The 17,243-nt window shown below is 71.2% G+C and carries 15 protein-coding genes; 6 read left to right on the top strand and 9 right to left on the bottom strand.

The window, feature by feature from the left end:
- The first annotated feature begins 24 nt into the window (after positions 1 to 24).
- Together ACEZDE_RS21720 and ACEZDE_RS21715 are read left to right on the top strand one after the other, a co-directional pair.
- Positions 25 to 969 carry a carbohydrate ABC transporter permease gene (locus ACEZDE_RS21720; protein ID WP_380538326.1) on the top strand — a complete coding sequence of 315 codons (945 nt, stop codon included), beginning with the start codon at positions 25 to 27 and terminating at the stop codon, positions 967 to 969.
- On the top strand, positions 966 to 1,829 hold the full coding sequence (locus ACEZDE_RS21715) for a carbohydrate ABC transporter permease (RefSeq protein ID WP_380538324.1): 864 nt from the start codon (positions 966 to 968) through the stop codon (positions 1,827 to 1,829). The genes ACEZDE_RS21720 and ACEZDE_RS21715 overlap by 4 nt, the downstream gene beginning before the upstream one ends.
- A gap of 30 nt (positions 1,830 to 1,859) precedes the next feature.
- On the opposite strand, the gene ACEZDE_RS21710 is transcribed toward ACEZDE_RS21715, so the two are convergent.
- Positions 1,860 to 3,218: a tetratricopeptide repeat protein gene (locus ACEZDE_RS21710; protein WP_380538322.1), complete on the bottom strand. Its 1,359-nt coding sequence runs from the start codon at positions 3,216 to 3,218 to the stop codon at positions 1,860 to 1,862.
- Between the two features lie 269 nt (positions 3,219 to 3,487).
- On the opposite strand from ACEZDE_RS21710, the gene ACEZDE_RS21705 reads away from it, so the two are divergent.
- Entirely contained in the window at positions 3,488 to 3,850 is a 363-nt protein-coding gene (locus tag ACEZDE_RS21705; RefSeq protein WP_380538320.1) for a hypothetical protein, read from the top strand.
- A 37-nt stretch (positions 3,851 to 3,887) separates the two neighbouring features.
- Positions 3,888 to 4,781 (top strand): spermidine synthase, encoded by an 894-nt coding sequence (locus ACEZDE_RS21700; protein WP_380538318.1) that lies wholly within the window; start codon positions 3,888 to 3,890, stop codon positions 4,779 to 4,781.
- A 3-nt stretch (positions 4,782 to 4,784) separates the two neighbouring features.
- Here the strand turns inward: ACEZDE_RS21700 and ACEZDE_RS21695 are convergent, their stop codons facing one another.
- The 8 genes from ACEZDE_RS21695 to ACEZDE_RS21660 form a co-directional block, all read right to left on the bottom strand.
- A complete protein-coding gene (locus tag ACEZDE_RS21695) occupies positions 4,785 to 6,503 on the bottom strand; it encodes an ABC transporter substrate-binding protein (RefSeq protein ID WP_380538316.1) in 1,719 nt (572 codons plus the stop codon).
- Between the two features lie 307 nt (positions 6,504 to 6,810).
- Positions 6,811 to 7,899 (bottom strand): ABC transporter ATP-binding protein, encoded by a 1,089-nt coding sequence (locus ACEZDE_RS21690; RefSeq protein ID WP_380538314.1) that lies wholly within the window; start codon positions 7,897 to 7,899, stop codon positions 6,811 to 6,813.
- Complete coding sequence (locus tag ACEZDE_RS21685; RefSeq protein WP_380538312.1) at positions 7,896 to 9,062, bottom strand: ABC transporter ATP-binding protein; 1,167 nt, start codon at positions 9,060 to 9,062, stop codon at positions 7,896 to 7,898. Before ACEZDE_RS21685 ends, ACEZDE_RS21690 begins: the two co-directional genes overlap by 4 nt.
- The gene (locus ACEZDE_RS21680; RefSeq protein WP_380538310.1) at positions 9,059 to 10,147 is read right to left on the bottom strand and encodes an ABC transporter permease; all 1,089 of its coding nucleotides are present in this window, start codon (positions 10,145 to 10,147) and stop codon (positions 9,059 to 9,061) included. Before ACEZDE_RS21680 ends, ACEZDE_RS21685 begins: the two co-directional genes overlap by 4 nt.
- 3 nt (positions 10,148 to 10,150) lie before the next feature.
- The gene (locus tag ACEZDE_RS21675; RefSeq protein ID WP_380538308.1) at positions 10,151 to 11,140 is read right to left on the bottom strand and encodes an ABC transporter permease; all 990 of its coding nucleotides are present in this window, start codon (positions 11,138 to 11,140) and stop codon (positions 10,151 to 10,153) included.
- Between the two features lie 12 nt (positions 11,141 to 11,152).
- Positions 11,153 to 12,280: a LacI family DNA-binding transcriptional regulator gene (locus tag ACEZDE_RS21670; RefSeq protein WP_380538306.1), complete on the bottom strand. Its 1,128-nt coding sequence runs from the start codon at positions 12,278 to 12,280 to the stop codon at positions 11,153 to 11,155.
- Between the two features lie 398 nt (positions 12,281 to 12,678).
- Complete coding sequence (locus ACEZDE_RS21665) at positions 12,679 to 12,939, bottom strand: hypothetical protein (RefSeq protein ID WP_380538304.1); 261 nt, start codon at positions 12,937 to 12,939, stop codon at positions 12,679 to 12,681.
- 166 nt (positions 12,940 to 13,105) lie between these two features.
- Positions 13,106 to 14,620 carry a glycoside hydrolase family 1 protein gene (locus ACEZDE_RS21660; RefSeq protein WP_380538302.1) on the bottom strand — a complete coding sequence of 505 codons (1,515 nt, stop codon included), beginning with the start codon at positions 14,618 to 14,620 and terminating at the stop codon, positions 13,106 to 13,108.
- Positions 14,621 to 14,998: 378 nt separating this feature from the next.
- On the opposite strand from ACEZDE_RS21660, the gene ACEZDE_RS21655 reads away from it, so the two are divergent.
- Complete coding sequence (locus ACEZDE_RS21655; RefSeq protein ID WP_380538300.1) at positions 14,999 to 16,042, top strand: LacI family DNA-binding transcriptional regulator; 1,044 nt, start codon at positions 14,999 to 15,001, stop codon at positions 16,040 to 16,042.
- A gap of 180 nt (positions 16,043 to 16,222) precedes the next feature.
- Positions 16,223 to 17,209, top strand: coding sequence for a slipin family protein (locus ACEZDE_RS21650; RefSeq protein WP_380538298.1), 987 nt, complete (start codon positions 16,223 to 16,225; stop codon positions 17,207 to 17,209).
- Positions 17,210 to 17,243 lie beyond the last annotated feature (34 nt).

Raw genomic sequence — 17,243 nt, 5'->3', positions numbered from 1 at the left:
CCTACGAGACAGGCCCCGGTTCTGATGGCGATCCCCCTTCCCCGAAGAAGCCCCCGCGGCGCGTACCACGCGGGCCGCAGCCGACTGCCCTATCTGCTGGTCACACCCGCGATCCTGCTGTTCCTGCTGTTCGTCGCCGCCCCCGGGGTCTATGCGCTGATCCTCAGCCTCCAGGCGCGCAAGGTCAGCGGCGGCCTGCTGGCGGCCGGGAGCAGGACCGTCTTCGCCGGGTTCGACAACTACTCCACCGCCTTCCATGACACCGAGTTGTGGGGCAGCGTGCTGCGGATGGTCGGGGTGGGCGCGATCACCGTGCCGGGAACCGTGCTGCTGGCGCTGGTCTTCGCCCTGCTGCTGGACGCGCCGAGGGTCCGGCTGGCCCGGTTCAGCCGACTGACGATCTTCCTCCCCTACGCGGTGCCGGGGGTGATCGCCACCTTGCTCTGGGGTTTCCTCTACCTTCCGGCGACCAGCCCGATCGGCGGCCGGGCAGTCGACTACTTCGGCTCGACCACGGTGTTCTTCTCGGTCGCCAACATCGCGGTGTGGGGCGCGGTCGGCTTCAACATGGTGGTGCTGTACACCTCGCTGCGCGCGCTGCCGCCGGAGATCTACGAGGCGGCCAGGATCGACGGAGCGTCAGAACTCCAGATCGCGCTGCGGGTGAAGCTCCCGCTGATCCGACCGGCCATCGCCATGTGCTCGCTGTTCACCGTGTTGGCGGCGCTGCAGCTGTTCAACGAGCCCAACACCCTGCAGCCGCTGTCCAATGCCATCTCCTCGACCTGGGTGCCGCTGATGAAGATCTACACCGAGGCGTTCGTCGACTCGGACATCCACCAGGCCGCCGCCACGTCGATCATCTTCGCCGTCGGCATCCTGGCCGTCTCCTTCGCCATGAGCCGGGCCGCGCGCTCCCGCTTCGGCGCGGCTGCTCCGTCGGGCCGGGGCGATCGGGGCGACCGATGACCGCGCTGTCCCGGCCGGCCCGTCCGGCCCGGCGGATCGCCGTCGTTCCCACCGTGCTGCTGCTGCTCGGTGCGGTGTACTGCCTGGTGCCGACGCTGTGGATCCTGATCGGCTCCACCAAGTCGCGCAGCCAGCTGTTCTCCACGGCCACCTATCTGCCCTCCTTCGGCTCGGGGCTGGTCGACAACATCAAGGGGCTCTCCGGCTACGACGGCGGAGTGTTCTGGCACTGGATGTTCAACAGCTTCCTCTACGCGGCCGTCGGCGGGGTGCTGGCCACCTCGGTCTCGGCGGCCACCGGCTACGCCCTGGCCAAGTACCGCTTCCGCGGTCGTACGGTGCTGTTCCACTCCATCGTGGCCGGGGTGCTGCTGCCCCAGGTCGTGCTTGCCATCCCGCAGTACCTGCTGCTCGCCCGGGTGGGGCTGACCGACAGTTACCTCGCGGTGATCCTGCCCCAGTTGTTCAATCCCTACGGGATCTACCTGTCCCGGATCTACGCCGCGGCGGCCGTCCCCGACTCGCTGCTGGACGCCGGACGGATCGACGGCGCGAGCGAGGCCAGGCTGTTCCGCTCGATCGGCCTGCGGCTGATGGCACCGGGGCTGATCACGGTGTTCCTGCTGCAGTTCATCGCGATCTGGAACAACTTCCTGCTGCCGTTCGTGATGGTGACCAGCGACAGCAGGTTCCCGTTGACGGTCGGCCTCTACAGCCTGCTCCGGCACGGCTCGGACCAGGCCTCGCTGTACTCGCTGGTGATCACCGGCACGCTGCTGTCGGTGATCCCGGTGATCGCCCTGTTCCTCTGCCTGCAGCGCTACTGGAGGATCGACCTGGTCACCGGCGGCCTCAAGTAGCCCGCAAAACCAGTGCCACTCCGCGCTGCCTCAGCCCGCCAGCGCCGCGTCGTGGCGCCTGACGAAGTCCGCCACCTCGGGCACGGCCCGGTACGGGCGGAGCCGGGTCGCGGTGTCCGCGACCATGTCCCTGATCCGGGTCGAGCGGACCCGGTCCAGCAGCGCCACCACCTGGCAGCCGCTGTCCGCCGCCGCGGCCAGCTCTCCCCGCCCGAGCTGGTCGTGCGCCAACTCGGCGGTGTAGAGCGCCCGGTTGCGCACGAAGTGCGGCTGCTGAAGCTCTATCGCGGTACGGGCGAACGTCGCGGCCCGGTCCCACTCGCCGAGCGCCGACCAGCACTGCGCCTCAAGGCCGGCCAACTCGGCATCGCCGTAGAAGGACATCCACTCCGGGTCGGCGTCCGCGGGACCGGTCTCGTACAGCCGCCGGGCCAGGGTCAGCGAGCGCTCGCAGGAGGCCCGGTCCCGGAGTTGGGACCAGCCGCCGGCCTCGCGCATCGCCAGCAGCGAGCGCAGCCGGTTGGAGCCAAGGCCGAGCGCGACCTGCTGGGCGGCCTGGGCCGCGCGCACCGCCTCGCGGGGCCGGCCGGCGTCGCGGGCCAGGAAGGCGCTGTTGCAGAAGGCATGCGCCTCAAGGCCGGGGTCGTCGGCCATCCGCGCGGTGGCCAGGGCCTCGGCGTAGAAGGAGCGGGCGTCGGCCAGCCGTCCGGAGTCGTGGGCCAGCCAGCCGACCGAGATGGCCAGCTCCCCGGCGCCGGACTGGAGCCGCTGCTCGACCCCGCGGGCGTAGGAGCCGCAGTTGAGCAACTGGTAGGCGGTGCGCAGGACATTGCCCGCGCGTTCGTAGAGGGTGTCGCCGCCGTGGACGTCGTCGAGCAGCCGGATCTCACGGACCGCCTCCTCGACCTTGCGGGCGTCGGCGGCGCCGACCCTGGTGCCGAGCGCGACCGGGTCGGGCAGCACCGCGCCGGCCGCCGTGCCCTGGTCGAGACCGAGCACGGTGGCGACGGCGGCACTGCCGCCGGACAGGAACGTGCGTCGATGCACGTCGTCGTTCTCCTCGTGGTTCCGGGCCGGGGCCTCCGGCATGCCGGCTCCGCGTCTGACCGCGCTGCGTCTGACCGTGCTGCGCGGGGCGAAGCCCAGGTCCTCCAGCGAGGCGCCGGGGAACATGTGGCGGAAGACCCGTTCGTAGGCGTAGTTGGGGCATCGGATCTCGCCGGCCTCGATCCGCCCGACATAGCGGGCGTCGCAGGAGACATGCTCCCCGATCTCGCGCGCGGACCGGCGCACGGCGGCGGCGAACTCGCCGGCCGAACGGTCTCCGCGCAGCTCGCGCATGGTGTCGTTGGGGTGGAGCCGGACGGTCGGGTCGAGGGTGTTGGTCATGACGAGCCCCCCAAGTGATGCGGGTGGTGCGGGTGGTGCGCCCCAGCGGCCCCGGAGGGCTTCGGACGGCACGACAGTACCCCCCGTAGCAATTCGAACACGCTGGGTTTCTGTGCAAATCGGACATGCAGCGGCAGATCTGCTACAAAATGCCATGACCTGCCAGCTGCCGTACCCGTGGCCCGAGGGTGTGATTCGGCGTTGAACCGGCAACAGACCGCCACTCCGCCCGATGGCGAGCGGCCGACGCGGTCAACCGAGGAGGCGTCATGTTCAACGGGGGCACCCGGCAGACGGGCACCGACCAGCGCAGCGTCGTCCCGTCCTGCGACCTGGTGAAGGTGCCGGAGCGGCAGGGCCTGGAGACCGTCGACATCCTGCGGCTCCGCGGCGGCTGCGGTCCGGTGCTGCGCGAGGACGCCGACTCGACGCTCTCGTTCGTGGTGCCGATCGGCGCCCTGGACGCCTGGCACCTGCCCGGCGTCTCCCGCACCCAGGCCCCGCCGGAGGACGACCGCAACTGGCTGCTCCCGCCCTCGCCGGAGCGGGCCCTGACCGATCCGGCCCAGCTGCGGGCCGCGCTCGGCGAAGCAGCCAGGACCCTGGCCGCCAGCGGCTCCGACGGGGCCTGACCAGCGCACCCGCCCCGGCCGCCCGCATACTGATCAGGTGGCCCGCAAGCAGCAGAACCCCAGCAGGGAACCGGTCAGGACGAAGGCGTCGGGGCCGTCGGGGACGGCGGCGGCCGAGCAGGTCGGCTCGGGACGCGCCGAGATCGTCCCCGACCGGGACCGCGGCAACGCCTGGACCCTGCTGCTCGACGGAACTCCGCAGTCCCACGTCGACCTGGACGACCCGACCCGGCTGTCCTTCGAGTACCAGCGCCGCTTCGGCCACCTGGTCGACCTCGCCGCGGAGCCGCGCCGTCCGGTCAGCGTGCTGCACCTGGGCGGCGGGGCGCTCACGCTGGCCCGTTACGTGGCGGCGACCCGGCCCCGCTCCCGGCAGCAGGTCGCCGAGATCGACACCGCGCTCACCGAGCTGGTGCGCCGGACCCTGCCACTGGACCGCAGCTGGCAGCTCCGGGTCCGCGGCGGGGACGCCCGCGAGATCCTGGCCCGCAGTCCGGAGGGCCAGGCCGACCTGGTGGTCGCCGACGTCTACAGCGGGGCACGGATCCCGGCCCACTGCGCCACGGTGGAGTTCGCCGAGCTGGCCGCGCGGGCGCTGGCGCCGGACGGCCGGTACGCCGTGAACATCACCGACGGCGGGCGGCTGGACTTCGCCCGCGGGCAGGTGGCGACCCTGCGCGCGGTCTTCCCCGAGGTCGCCCTGATCGCCGACCCGGTGCTGCTGCGCGGGCGCCGCTTCGGCAACCTGGTCCTGGTCGCCGCCCGGCAGCCGCTCCCGGTGGACGAACTGACCCGCCGGATCGCCACCGACCCGTACCCGGGCCGGATCGAGCACGGCCCCCGCCTGGTGGACTTCCAGGCAGGGGCCGCACCGGTGCCGGACAGCGGCGCGGGCCCCTCGCCCGCGCCGCCGCCGGACGCTTTCGGTTGATCCTCAGGAGACCGGGGTCAGGTGCAGGATCAGGTACTCGTAGGCCTGGCTGTTGGGGGACGGGTTGATGTAGGGGTTCGCCGAGGTGGGCCAGCCGGTGAAGTTCGCCGAGCTGTACTCGTACCAGGAGGCCCCGTAGAGCACCGGGATCGCCGGGACGTCGTCGGACATGATCTGCTGCAGTGTGTTCAGCGCGGTCTTCTCGGCGTCCGGGGTGGTCGCGTTCTGGAACGCGGCGATCGCGGTCCTGGCCTTGGGGCTGTCGTAGCGGTCGAAGTCACCGGCCGCGGTCTGGCCGATGGCCGCCGTGGTGTTGGGGTCCAGGATGAACTGCAGCCGCTGGAAGGCGGTCACGCCCTGGCCCCAGTGCAGGGCCGCGTCGAACTTGCCGCTGGTGATCGCGGCGTTCCAGCTGTTGAAGTCGAAGGCCCCGTTGGCGGAGGCGTCGAAGCCCTGCGCGTTCAGGCCCTTGACCATGGCCTGGGCGTCGCACCAGTAGTCGCTGAACGAGTTGGGGTCGATGATGGTGAACTTGACGGTCTTGCCGCCCTTGGTCCACTTGCCGCCGGTCTTGGTGTAGCCGGCGCCGGTCATCAGCGAGTCGACCGTGGCGCTGTCGGCCGCGGGCTTGAGGTCGTTGGTCTGCGCCGAGGACAGCGAGCCCTGGTCGATCGGCAGGGTCAGCCCGCCGGAGGACGAGGCGGGCAGCTCGTAGTTGGTCTCGCACTGGGTCGCCATCGACTGCCGGTCGAGGGCGGCGCTGATCGCCTTGCGCACGGCGACGTCACCGAGCGCGGGGGCGTTCTTGCTCTTGTTGTTGAGCATCAGCGACACCGTGTTCCCGGCCGGGAAGTACGGCGCGTCCGACTGGAACAGGTGGTTGTGCGCCGGGTCCTTGGCGACGAAGGCGCTCTGCACGTTGTTGATGTCGTTGCCGGTCAGGTCGATCTTGCCGGAGGCCAGCGCCAGTTCGGCGGCGTCATTGGTGGCGTAGGCGGGGAAGGAGATCCGCTTGACCTTGGGGGCGCCGCCCCAGTACGTCGGGTTGACCTTGAAGGTGACGTTCTGCGCGCTGAACTTGTCCACCACGTAGGGGCCGGTGCCGATGGCCGCGGCACTGTTGATCACCGAGGTGGTCGGGTTGGCGTTGCTGGCCCAGAGGTGCTGCGGCAGGATGATCTGGTTGCCGATGGCGACGAAGTTGGCCGACTGCGGTGAGGCGAAGTTCATCACCAGGGTGTTCGGGTCCGGCGTGGTCATGCTGGTGGTCGCCGGGACGCCGCCGGTGTTCGCGGCCGGGGTCTTCTGCAGCAGGTCGAAGGTGAACTGCACGTCGGCCGAGGTGAACGCCTGGCCGTCGCTCCACTTGACCCCGGGCCGGAGCGCCAGGGTCAGCGTCTTGTTGCCGTTGGACCAGGTGAAGCTCTTGGCCAGCCACGGGATGGGGGCCTGGTCGGACTTGAGGCTGTTGAACATGAACAGCGGCTCGTAGATGAGCGAGTTGGCGTTCTCGTTGGCGCCGAAGGCGTTGCCGTCCAGCGGGTTGAAGTCCTCGTTGAAGGAAGGGACCGGCTTGTCCTCGACCACCAGGGTCTGGACCGCGGCGCTTCCGCCGCTGCTGCTCTTGCCGGTGGGCTTGGCGCCGGAGCTGGTGCAGGCCGTCAGGCCCAGACCGACTGCGGCCACCACGGCCAGGGCCTTGATGGTGGTGGTGCGACTCATTGCGTACGCTCCTTGTGTCCGGCCGACTGGGTAGCGGCCAGTGGTGAGCGGCCACGGCGAATTCGGCCGTGGCGGGATGGGTCTGGGCTGGGTGGTTCCGAGCTGGATCGATCGCTGTGACTGCTGGTGCTGCTGTCCGGACTGCGTTGCGGACGGTGGCCTCGGACGAGTTGCAGCTCGTTCGTGGCCGGGCCCGACGGCGCCGGGTGGTCCCCGGCGCCGCCAGGGTCTGGCGGGGTCTCCCATGTCGACTCCTCTGTCTCCAGCTGTATCTGGCTGTTCCGCTGTCTCTGGTCGTTCTCTTCGGTCAGGGCAGGGCCGGCCCGGCGGCGGGGCCCCCGGGCTTGAGCGGCGCCGACTCGGCGGCCGTCCGCTCCGTGCTGTGCAGCCAGCAGGCGGCGACCTGCTCGGTGGCGACCGGCAGGGCCGGCGGCGCGGTGGTCGCGCAGACCGCCATCGCGAACGGGCAGCGCGGGTGGAACCGGCAGCCGCTCGGCGGGTTCACCAGGCTCGGCGGGGAGCCGCGGCCGCGCAGCACCGGCGGGTCGGTCCTGGCCGGGTCGGGCGCGGCGCTGAGCAGCAGCTGGGTGTAGGGGTGGGCCGGGGCGTCGGTGATCTGGGTGGCCGGTCCCGACTCGACCACCTGCCCGGCGTACATCACCACCGCGGTGTCGGCGAGGTAGCGGGCCGAGGCGATGTCGTGGGTGACGTAGAGGATGGCGAGGCGCTCACGCTCGCGCAGTTCGTCGAGCAGGTTGAGCACGCCCAGCCGGATCGACACGTCGAGCATGGAGACCGGCTCGTCGGCGAGCAGCACCCGTGGTTCCACGGCCAGGCCGCGGGCGATGGCGACGCGCTGGCGCTGGCCGCCGGACAGCTCGTGCGGGAAGGAGTCGATGAAGCGCTCGGCCGGGCTGAGCGCCACCCGCTCCAGCAACTGCCGGGTCCTGGAGTCGAGGTCGTCCCGACCGGCGCGGCGGTGCAGCTTCAGCGGCCGTTCCAGGTGGTAGCGCACGCTGTGCACCGAGTTGAGCGAGGAGAAGGGGTCCTGCAGCACCAGGTGCACCATCCGGGTGTAGGCCCGGCGGGCCTTGGCGCTGCTGCCCACCGGCTGCCCGTCCAGCAGGAGTTCGCCGGAGGTGGGGGTGATCAGCTGGGTCAGCAGCCGGGCCAGGGTGGACTTGCCCGAGCCGCTCTCGCCGACCACCGCGGTCACGGTGGCCTCCGGCAGCGCCAGCGAGATGTCCTCGACCGCGTGCACCACCTGGCGGCCACGGGTCGGGCCGAGCTGGTGGACCGGGAAGTGCTTGGTGAGCCGGCGGGCCTCCAGGGCCGGAGTGCCGGGGCGCTTCGGGCCGTGGACGACGACCGGTCCTTCCGTGCGGGTCGGCGTCACTGGTCGCTCCCGAAGGTGGTGGCGGGGGCGGCGGGAGCGCTCCCGTACTGGGCGGAGTGGTGCCGGGCGAGCTGCTCCGGCGGCGGCTGGGCGCCGTCCTGCAGCCAGCAGGCGGCGACCCGGGGTTGGTCGGGGCGGTCCCCGGCAAGGCGGGCGGCCTGGGCCGACTCGGCCGCCGGGAGGACCAGCTCGGGGACATCGGTGCGGCAGCGGTCCACGGCGAAGGAGCAGCGCGGGTGGAACGCGCAGCCGCCGGGCAGCGCGGTGAGCGAGGGGGGCGAGCCGGGGATGCCCTCCATCCGCACCTTGGCGCCGTGCAGCGCCGGGAAGGAGTTGAGCAGGCCCAGACTGTAGGGGTGCCGGGGGGCGTGGAACAGCTCGTCCGCCCCGGCCCGCTCGACGATCCGCCCGGCGTACATGATGGCGATCGAGTCGGCCAGTTCGATCAGCAGCGACAGGTCGTGGGTGATGAAGACGATGGCGAAGCCGAGCCGCTCCCTGAGCAGCATCAGCTCCTCCAGGATCTCCCGCTGGGTGACCACGTCCAGGGCCGTGGTCGGCTCGTCCATGATCACGATCTGCGGTTCCAGCGCCAGTGCCATGGCGATCATCACCCGCTGCCGCATCCCGCCGGACAGCTCGTGCGGGTAGCTGCGCAGCCGGTCGGCGCTGATGCCGACCATGCGCAGCAGTTCGACCGCGCGGTCACGCCGGGCGGCGGCGTCCATCTGCCGCCGGTGCGCCTTGAGCACGTCGGTGAGCTGGGCGTCGATCCGGGCCACCGGGTTGAGCGCGTGCATCGCGCTCTGGAACACCACGGCCAGCTGGGACCAGCGGATCTGACGCAGCTTCACCATGTCGGCGGCGAGCAGGTCCACGGTCTCGGCGTAGCTGACGCCGTCCGGGTCGCCGCCGTGCGGACGGTTGTGGAACAGCACCTCGCCGCCGCTGATCACGCCGGGGGCGCGGAGCAGCCGGGTCAGCGCGTAGGCCAGGGTCGACTTGCCGGAACCGCTCTCTCCGGCCAGCCCCAGCACCTCCCCGCGGTGCAGGGTCAGCGAGGCGTCGGTGACGGCGCGGACCGCGTTGGCGCCGACGCCGTAGTCGACGCACAGGCCGCGGACTTCGAGCACGGCCTCGGTCGTGGCGGTGGGGACGCTCACTGGGACTTTCCTTCCACGACGGTGCGGGCGGTGGGCTCGGTGCGCGGGCCGCCCACCACAGCGGTGAACGGTTCGCCGTCGTCCGGGCCGGTTGCGGCGGCGGGAGCGGCGGCGGTGCGCAGCACCGGGGTCAGCCCGAGCGTGTAGCGCACGCCCTTGCGGTTGTTCCTGGCCGAGCGCAGCCGGGGGTTGATGACCTCGTCGATGCCGAAGTTGAGCAGCGACAGCGCGATCCCGACCAGGGCCACGCACAGTGCGGGCGGCGCGTACCACCACCAGTAGCCGGCGATCAGCGCGCTGTCCGACTGCGCGGTGTTGAGCATGGTGCCCCAGGTGGTGGTGGCCGGGCTGATGACGCCCAGCCAGGACAGCGACACATAGGCGCCGATGCCGTAGACCACGGTGAAGATGAACGAGGAGGCGAGGATCGGCAGCAGGTTCGGCAGGATCTCGAAGACGATGATCCGGGGCTTGCGCTCGCCGATCACCCGGGCCGACTCGACGTAGTCCTGGTTCCGCAGCGCCAGGGTCTGCGCCCGCAGCACCCGGGCCCCCCAGGCCCAGGCGGTCAGCGCGATCACCGCGCCGATGAGCAGCGGGTTGTCGGTGTCCTTCACCGGCAGCGGGCGCATCGCGACCATCAGGATCAGCAGTCCCGGCAGCGCCAGGAAGATGTTGGCCAGGATCGACAGCACCTCGTCGACCCAGCCGCCGACGTAGCCGGCGGTCACCCCGATCAGCACCGACAGGAAGGTCGCGATCAGACCGGCCACGAAGGAGATCAGCAGGGTGTCCCGGCCGCCCGCGAGGACCTGCGAGAACACGTCGTGCTGCTGCTGGTCGGTGCCCAGCCAGAACTTCCCGGACGGCGGCAGCGGGGTGCTGGTGGTGGTGGACGCCTGCCAGTCCGGGCTGTGCGGGGCGAGCATCGGACCGAAGATCGCGACCAGTGCGAACACGATCAGGATCGACGCGCCGATGATCACCTTGGGCGAGCGGGGCAGGCGCGGTCCGCGCTTGCCCCGCTCGACTCCGGGTGCGTCAGCGGTGGTGTCGGGCGCGGAGGCCACGGTGGGAACGGCCATCGGTCATGCCTCCTTGCGGGCGCGCGGGTCGAGGATCACATAGGCGATGTCCGCCAGCAGGTTCGCGCCCAGCACGGTGAAGGTGACCACCAGCAGGATGCCCTGCATCATCGGGTAGTCGGTGTTGAGCACGGCGTTGTAGATCTCGTAGCCCACGCCGGGGTAGGAGAAGACGATCTCGGTGACGATGGAGCCGGTCACCACCAGGCTGATCGACAGCGCGAAGTTGGAGATGCTGGGCAGGATCGCGTTGCGCGCCGCCACCATGACGACCTTCCACTGCGGCAGGCCCTTGGCCGCCGCGACCAGGACGTAGTCCTCGTCCATGGTGGTGATCATCATATTGCGCATCCCGATGATCCAGCCGGCGATGGACGCCAGCGCCACCGTGGCGGCCGGGAGCGTCCCGTGCTCGACCACGCTGGTGATGAAGGGTCCGTTCCAGCCTTGCACCAGGTCGGAGTTGCGCCCGGTCTCGTAGCCGCCGGCGAACGGGAACAGCTTCCAGTAGAAGCCCGCCGTGAGCAGCAGCAGGAACGCCAGGATGAAGTAGGGGATCGACTGGAAGAAGGTCGCCACCGGCAGCAGCGCGTCCAGCACGCCGCTGCGGCGCCAGCCCACGATGATCCCGAGCAGTGTGCCGAGCAGGAAGGCGACCACGGTGGCCGTGCCGATCAGGCCGATGGTCCAGGGCAGGTCGTTGCCGAGCACCGAGGTCACCGAGACCGACTTGGAGGTCGAGGTGCCCAGGTCGCCGTGCAGCAGGTGGCCCAGGTAGGAGCCGTACTGCGAGAGCAGGCTCTGCTTGCTGTCAAGCCCGTACTGGGCGGCGAGCGCCTTCAGTTGGGCCGGGGTGATGTTGGAGGTCCTGATGTTGGAGAGGATGGCCTGCAGGGCGTCGCCGGGCAGCATCCGGGGCAGGAAGAAGTTCAGGGTGACGGCGGCGAAGGCGGCTATCGCGTAGAAGCCGAGTCGGCGCAGGACGGTGGTCAACGTCGGCTCCTCTCAGGAGATCTGGTGCCACACGGACGGAGTCGGGTCGGGTGGGCAGCCGCAGCTCTCACGGCGGATCAGCTGGGTCGGCAGGACGAAGTCGCGGGTGGTGCCGTCGGACGCCGGCGCGGTGCGGGCCGGTTCATCGGCTGTGATCATGCTGTGGAGAACCTCGAAGGCTTTGGCGCCGATCTCCCTGATGGGCTGGCGCACGGTGGTGAGCTGGGGGCGGAGGTGCCGGGCGAAGGGCAGGTCGTCGAATCCGGTGACGGCCACATCGTTGGGGACGTCGAGGCCTTGTTCGGCCAGGGCGTGGATGACGCCCAGGGCGGTCTGGTCGTTGGCGCAGGCGATGGCGCGGGGAAGGGTGGCGCCCAGGGCGATCAGGCCGCGGACGATCTGCACCCCGCCGCCCGCCGAGTAGTCGCCCTGCCAGGCCGGGCCGGTCAGGCACTCCCCGCCCAGGGCTCTGACCTCGGCGGTGAAGCTGCGGCTGCGGACGATGTTGTCCGGGCTGTCGGCATGTCCGGCGATGTAGGCCAGCCGCCGGTAACCGTGGTCCTGGACCAGGTGGCGGGCCATCTCCCGCATGCTCCCGGCGCTGTCGCCGCGGACATTGACCACCGCGCCGCCCTCTGCGCCGGCCAGGGTGACCACCGGCACGGTTCTGGCGATGTTGGCGATCCCGGTGGGTGAGAGCACCTGGTCGTGCAGGATCAGCCCGTCGCACTTCCCGGCGATGGTCATGATCCGGTTCGCCAGGGTGTGCTCGTCGATGTTCACCGAGCTGACCAGCAGGTCGTAGCCGCGACGCTGAGCGACGATCTCGATGCCCCGGTTGATCTGGTCGCCGAACAGCAGGCTCTCGGCCTCGTCCTCGAAGATCCCGCCGTCGTCGATGCCGTAGACCCGGCGGAAGACGACTCCCACCACCTGCTTGAGCCGGCTGCTGAGCGCTCGTGCCGCACCGTCGGGGACGAAGCCCAGCTCGCTGATCGCCTTGAGCACCCGGTCCCTGGTGGCCGGACGCGGATTGTCCCGGCCGTTCAGCACCCGTGACACCGAGGCGATCGAGACACCGGCACGGCGGGCGACATCGTAGATCGTCGGCGTCGTTCCGGAGCCTGCTCGTGTGTCCATTCGGGCGTCCTCGGATTTTCCGTAAGCGCTTACTGGCGGTGTTCTGGGTTGAAGGTAGGGCCGGGCCCGCACCGCCGCAAGAGTTGATGTCGCTGCCGTTACGGTGATGTGACTTTTCTTCAGGAACTGTGGGCTGAATGCTCGACCATCGTTCAGGAAGTCAACACGCGGGGACGCGGGTGCGGCCGACCGCAATCAGCTTCTACCTGCAGAGTTCTTTCGGTGCAGCGGATATGAGGTCCCGTCATATCGAGCTTACGGCTTCGGTTCCTGAACGTTGGGGCCGGAACCGGTTCCGTCGGCGGGCCGGGTCGACGGCCCCGCGACGACGGCCGCGCGGGCCGCGGAGACGCGCGTGGACGGGTCACGCGTGCGTCTGGAAGCGCTTACTCCGACGATCAGTCAGTGCTGCGCGGAAGGCCCCGGTGCTTGTACACGGCGATGCCCGCCAGCAGCAGGCCGCAGCCGATCGGAACGATCCCGGGGATGCCCTGGCCGGCTCCGCCGCCGACCTCGTGCGCGCCGGGGACCGGCATCCGCGCCTCCTCCGCGGCGGGCCGGGCGGTCGGCCCCGCCGCCGCCCAGGCCGGTGAGCCGACGACGGCCAGCAGGAGCGCGAGCGCGCAGGACCGGCGCAGCAGGTACGGACGCGTGGCCATGGTGAGGTGCTCCCTCGGTACGTGCAGGGCGCGCGTCAGAGCCGGCGCGCCGCTCCCCGTGGGAACGACCGCCGACACGCTCCGTTACGACAGCGGTCGCAGGAGCCCCCTTTCGTGTGGGGCGGTGCCGACCCTCAGCGGCACCGCCCACACGCCCCGGTCGAGGTCAGGGTGCCGACCGGGAGACCGCGTTGCGCCGGATCGTCTCCGTGTACCAGCGGGCGCTGGACTTGGGGATGCGACGCTGGGTCGGATAGTCGACGTACACCGCGCCGAAGCGCTTGCCGTAGCCGTACGCCCACTCGAAGTTGTCCATCAGCGACCACAGGAAGTAGCCGCGGACGTCGGCGCCCCCGGCGATCGCGGCGTGCACCGCGGCGAGGTGGCCGTGCAGGTAGCCGATCCGCTCCGGGTCGCGGACCTCGCCCTCGGGGTTGACGTAGTCGTCGAAGGCCGCGCCGTTCTCGGTGATCATCATGGGCAGGCCGGGGTGCTCGGCGGCGATCCTGGCGAGCAGGTCGTGCAGCCCGGAGGCGTCGATGCTCCAGTTCATCGCGGTGCGCTGGCCCGGGGGCTGGTGGAAGAGCACGTCCTCGGCGCCCGGCCAGGGCGAATGGTCGCTGATGCCGTGGGCGTCGTTGCGCGCGTTCTCGGCGGCGGAGGCGCCGGTCCCGGTTCCGGCCGAGACCAGGGTCGGGGCGTAGTAGTTGATGCCGAGCAGGTCGATCGGGGCGGAGACGGCGGCCAGGTCGCCCGGCTGCACCAGGGAGTCCCAGTCGACCAGGTGGGCGGTGTCCTGGCGCAGGTCGGCCGGGTACTCCCCGTCCAGGATCGGGCCGAGGAAGACCCGGTTGCCGATCGCGTCGATCCGGCGGGCTGCCTCGACGTCGGCCGCGGAGTCGCTGAGCGCGCGGACCTGGTGCAGGTTGAGCGTGATCGACAGCTGCGGGTCGGCGCTCGCCGGGAGCGCGGCGCGCAGGGCGGCGACGGCCCGGCCGTGGCCCAGGTTGAGGTGGTGCGCGGCCTGCAGCGCGTGCGCCGGATCGGTGCGTCCGGGGGCGTGCACGCCGGAGCCGTAGCCCAGATAGGCGCTGCACCAGGGCTCGTTGAGGGTGGTCCAGTAGCGCACCCGGTCGCCGAGCGCGTCGGCCATGATCGCGGCGTACTCGCCGAAGCGTTCCGCGGTGTCGCGGGCCGGCCAGCCGCCGGCGTCCTCCAACTCCTGGGGCAGGTCCCAGTGGTAGAGCGTGGCCACCGGGGTGATCCCGGCGCCGAGCAGCTCGTCGGTGAGCCTGCGGTAGAAGTCGAGGCCGCGCTCGACGGCCGGGCCGCGCCCGGTCGGCTGCACCCGGGGCCAGGACACCGAGAAGCGGTAGGCCTTCAGGCCGAGCTCCGCCATCAGCGCGACGTCGTCGCGGTAGCGGTGGTAGTGGTCGGCCGCGATGTCGCCGGTGTCGCCGTTGCGGACCCGCCCGGGGGTGTGGCTGTAGGTGTCCCAGATCGAGGGGGTCCGGCCGTCCTCGGCCGCCGCGCCCTCGATCTGGTAGGCGGCGGTGGCGGCGCCCCAGAGGAAGCCGGTGGGGAAGTGCAGGAGCCCGTCGTCGGCGCCGGACGGCTGCACACGGGGACGGGGGAGGGCTGTCGTCTCGGCTGTGGCGGCGAGCGGGTGGACTGCGGTCATACGGGAGCGCTCCCAATGGTAGGTGCGGTTCGCAGGGCAGGCGTCAGCGCGCGCTGCCCGGCGTTCGCCAGGATCGGCGAGGCGGGGCATTCGCGCAGGTGTCACGGGGGCGAGGCGCTGCCAGGGCGGTGCCTCGCCCTGGGAGCGCTCCCAATCTCTGACGCCATGGTCGTGCCTCACCGGAAGGGTGTCAAGGCATCCTCCGGTCGGGTTGCCCCGGAGCGTCGTGGTGATCTCCCGGGCGCGCCGGGCTGGTGGTCGGCGGTGCGCTCCCCTAGGATGGGAGCGCTCCCAAAGGAACCTGTGCAGGTCAGGGAATTCCGCGCACCGGAACGGCTACTGTGCGACTCGTACGGAGCGGAATCAGGAGGACGAGCGATGGCCCATGTCGGGGAGAGGCCTGCGCGGCGGGGATCGGCCCGCCCGACGCTGGAGGCCGTGGCGCAGCTCGCCGGGGTCGGCCGGGGGACGGTGTCCCGCGTGGTCAACGGCTCGCCCGGGGTCAGCGACCAGGCCAGGGCCGTGGTCGAGCGCGCCATCGCCGAACTCGGCTATGTGCCCAACCGGGCCGCCCGGACCCTGGTCACCAGCCGCACCGACGCGGTCGCGCTGGTCATCCCGGAGACCGAGACCCGGCTCGCCTCCGAGCCGTTCTTCGCCGAGATCATCCGCGGCGTGGCCAGTGAACTGTCTGACACCGACATGCAGTTGCTGCTGATCCTGATCCGCACCGCGCAGGAGCGCGAGCGCTTCGCCGCCTACCTCAGCGGACACCGGGTGGACGGCGTGATGCTGGTCTCGGTGCACTCCGAGGACCCGCTGGTCGAGCTGCTGGAGCGGACCGGAGTGCCCGCCGTCCTCGGCGGTCGGCGCTCGGAACTGGAGTCGCTCAGCTATGTGAACCCGGACAACGTCGGCGGCGCCTGGGCCGCGGTGCGGCACCTGGCCGGCCTCGGGCGGACCCGGATCGCCACGGTGACCGGGCCGCCGGACATGGAGGGCGCGCGCAGCCGTCTGGAGGGCTACCGCAAGGGCCTGGAGGAGGCCGGGCTGCGGCCCGTCGACGAACTGGTCGGCCGCGGCGACTTCAGCGAGGACTCCGGTGCGCGGGCGATGCGCGACCTGCTGCAGCGGAGCCCGGACCTGGACGCGGTGTTCGCCGCCTCCGACCTGATGGCGGTGGGCGCGATGCGGGTGCTCAGGGAGCAGGGGCGGCGGATCCCGGAGGACGTGGCGGTGGTCGGCTTCGACGACTCCCCGATCGCCCGGCACACCGACCCGCCGATGACCACGGTCCGGCAGTCCAGCGAGGAGATGGGCCGGGCGATGGCCCGGCTGCTGCTGGAGGAGATCGCGACGCCCAGCCGGACCCACCGCCAGATCATCCTGACCACGGAGCTGGTCCGCCGCGACTCCGCCTGAGCCGCGGTCGCGGTCGCGCCGGTCCGGCCGGGTGCGCCGGTCCGGCCGGTCGGACCGGTGATCCCGGACGGTTCCGTACTGTTCCGGCGGCGCGGACCGGCGAGTAGCGTGGAAACCGGGCCGCACGGCGCGACCTGGTTTTCTTCGCGGTTTCGTCCGCTGGACCGGGGTGACGAGAAGATGCTCGTGGTGGATGTCGTGCTGGGCGTGCTGGGGGCGGGTGCGCTGTGGCTGGCCACCGGCGTCCGGGTGGTGCAGCAGTTCGAGAAGGGCGTGGTGTTCCGCTTCGGCCGGGTGCGCCGCGTGATCAAGCAGCCGGGACTCCACCTGCTGATCCCGGTCGCGGACCGGATGCGCAAGGTCAACGTCCAGATCATCACCATGCCGGTGCCCGCGCAGGAGGGCATCACCCGGGACAACGTGACGGTCCGGGTGGACGCGGTGGTCTACTTCCGGGTCGAGGACCCGGTGCTGGCCACGGTGAACGTGCAGAACTACACCTTCGCGATGTCGCAGGTCGCGCAGACCTCGCTGCGGTCGATCATCGGCAAGAGCGAGCTGGACGAACTGCTCACCAACCGGGAGCCGCTCAACCAGGGCCTGGAGCTGATGATCGACAGCCCGGCGATCGGCTGGGGCGTCCACATCGACCGGGTGGAGATCAAGGACGTCGCGCTGCCTGAGTCGATGAAGCGCTCGATGTCCCGGCAGGCGGAGGCCGAGCGTGAGCGGCGGGCCAGGATCATCACCGCCGACGGTGAGTTCCAGGCGTCCCGCAAGCTCTCGGACGCGGCCTCGATCATGAGCGCCACCCCGGCCGCGCTGCAGCTGCGTCTGCTGCAGACCGTGGTGGAGGTCGCCGCGGAGAAGAACTCCACGCTGGTACTGCCCTTCCCGGTGGAGCTGCTGCGCTTCTTGGACGGGGCGACCCCGGACTCGGCCAAGTCCCCGCCGCTGGTCTCGGCGGTGGCCGCGGCGGCAGCGGCGCTGGCCAAGCAGCAGCAGGACGAGCCGGAGGAGCTGGAGGCGGGGGTGGTGCCCCCGGTGCCGGAGATCCCCGACGCCCCGGAGGTGGACGACATCGCGCTGGCCGAGGTCGACCTCGAAGACCTGCAGATCGAGGGCGTCCAGCGGCCCGAGGGCGTCCAGCGGCCGGCGCAGGAGTAGGCGCGCACGCCTGGGGTGCAGCCTGAGGTGCTTC

It is taken from the genome of Streptacidiphilus cavernicola (genome assembly GCF_042510955.1).
Classification (GTDB): domain Bacteria; phylum Actinomycetota; class Actinomycetes; order Streptomycetales; family Streptomycetaceae; genus Streptacidiphilus; species Streptacidiphilus cavernicola.
This window is presented reverse-complemented; position numbering and strand designations above follow the sequence as displayed.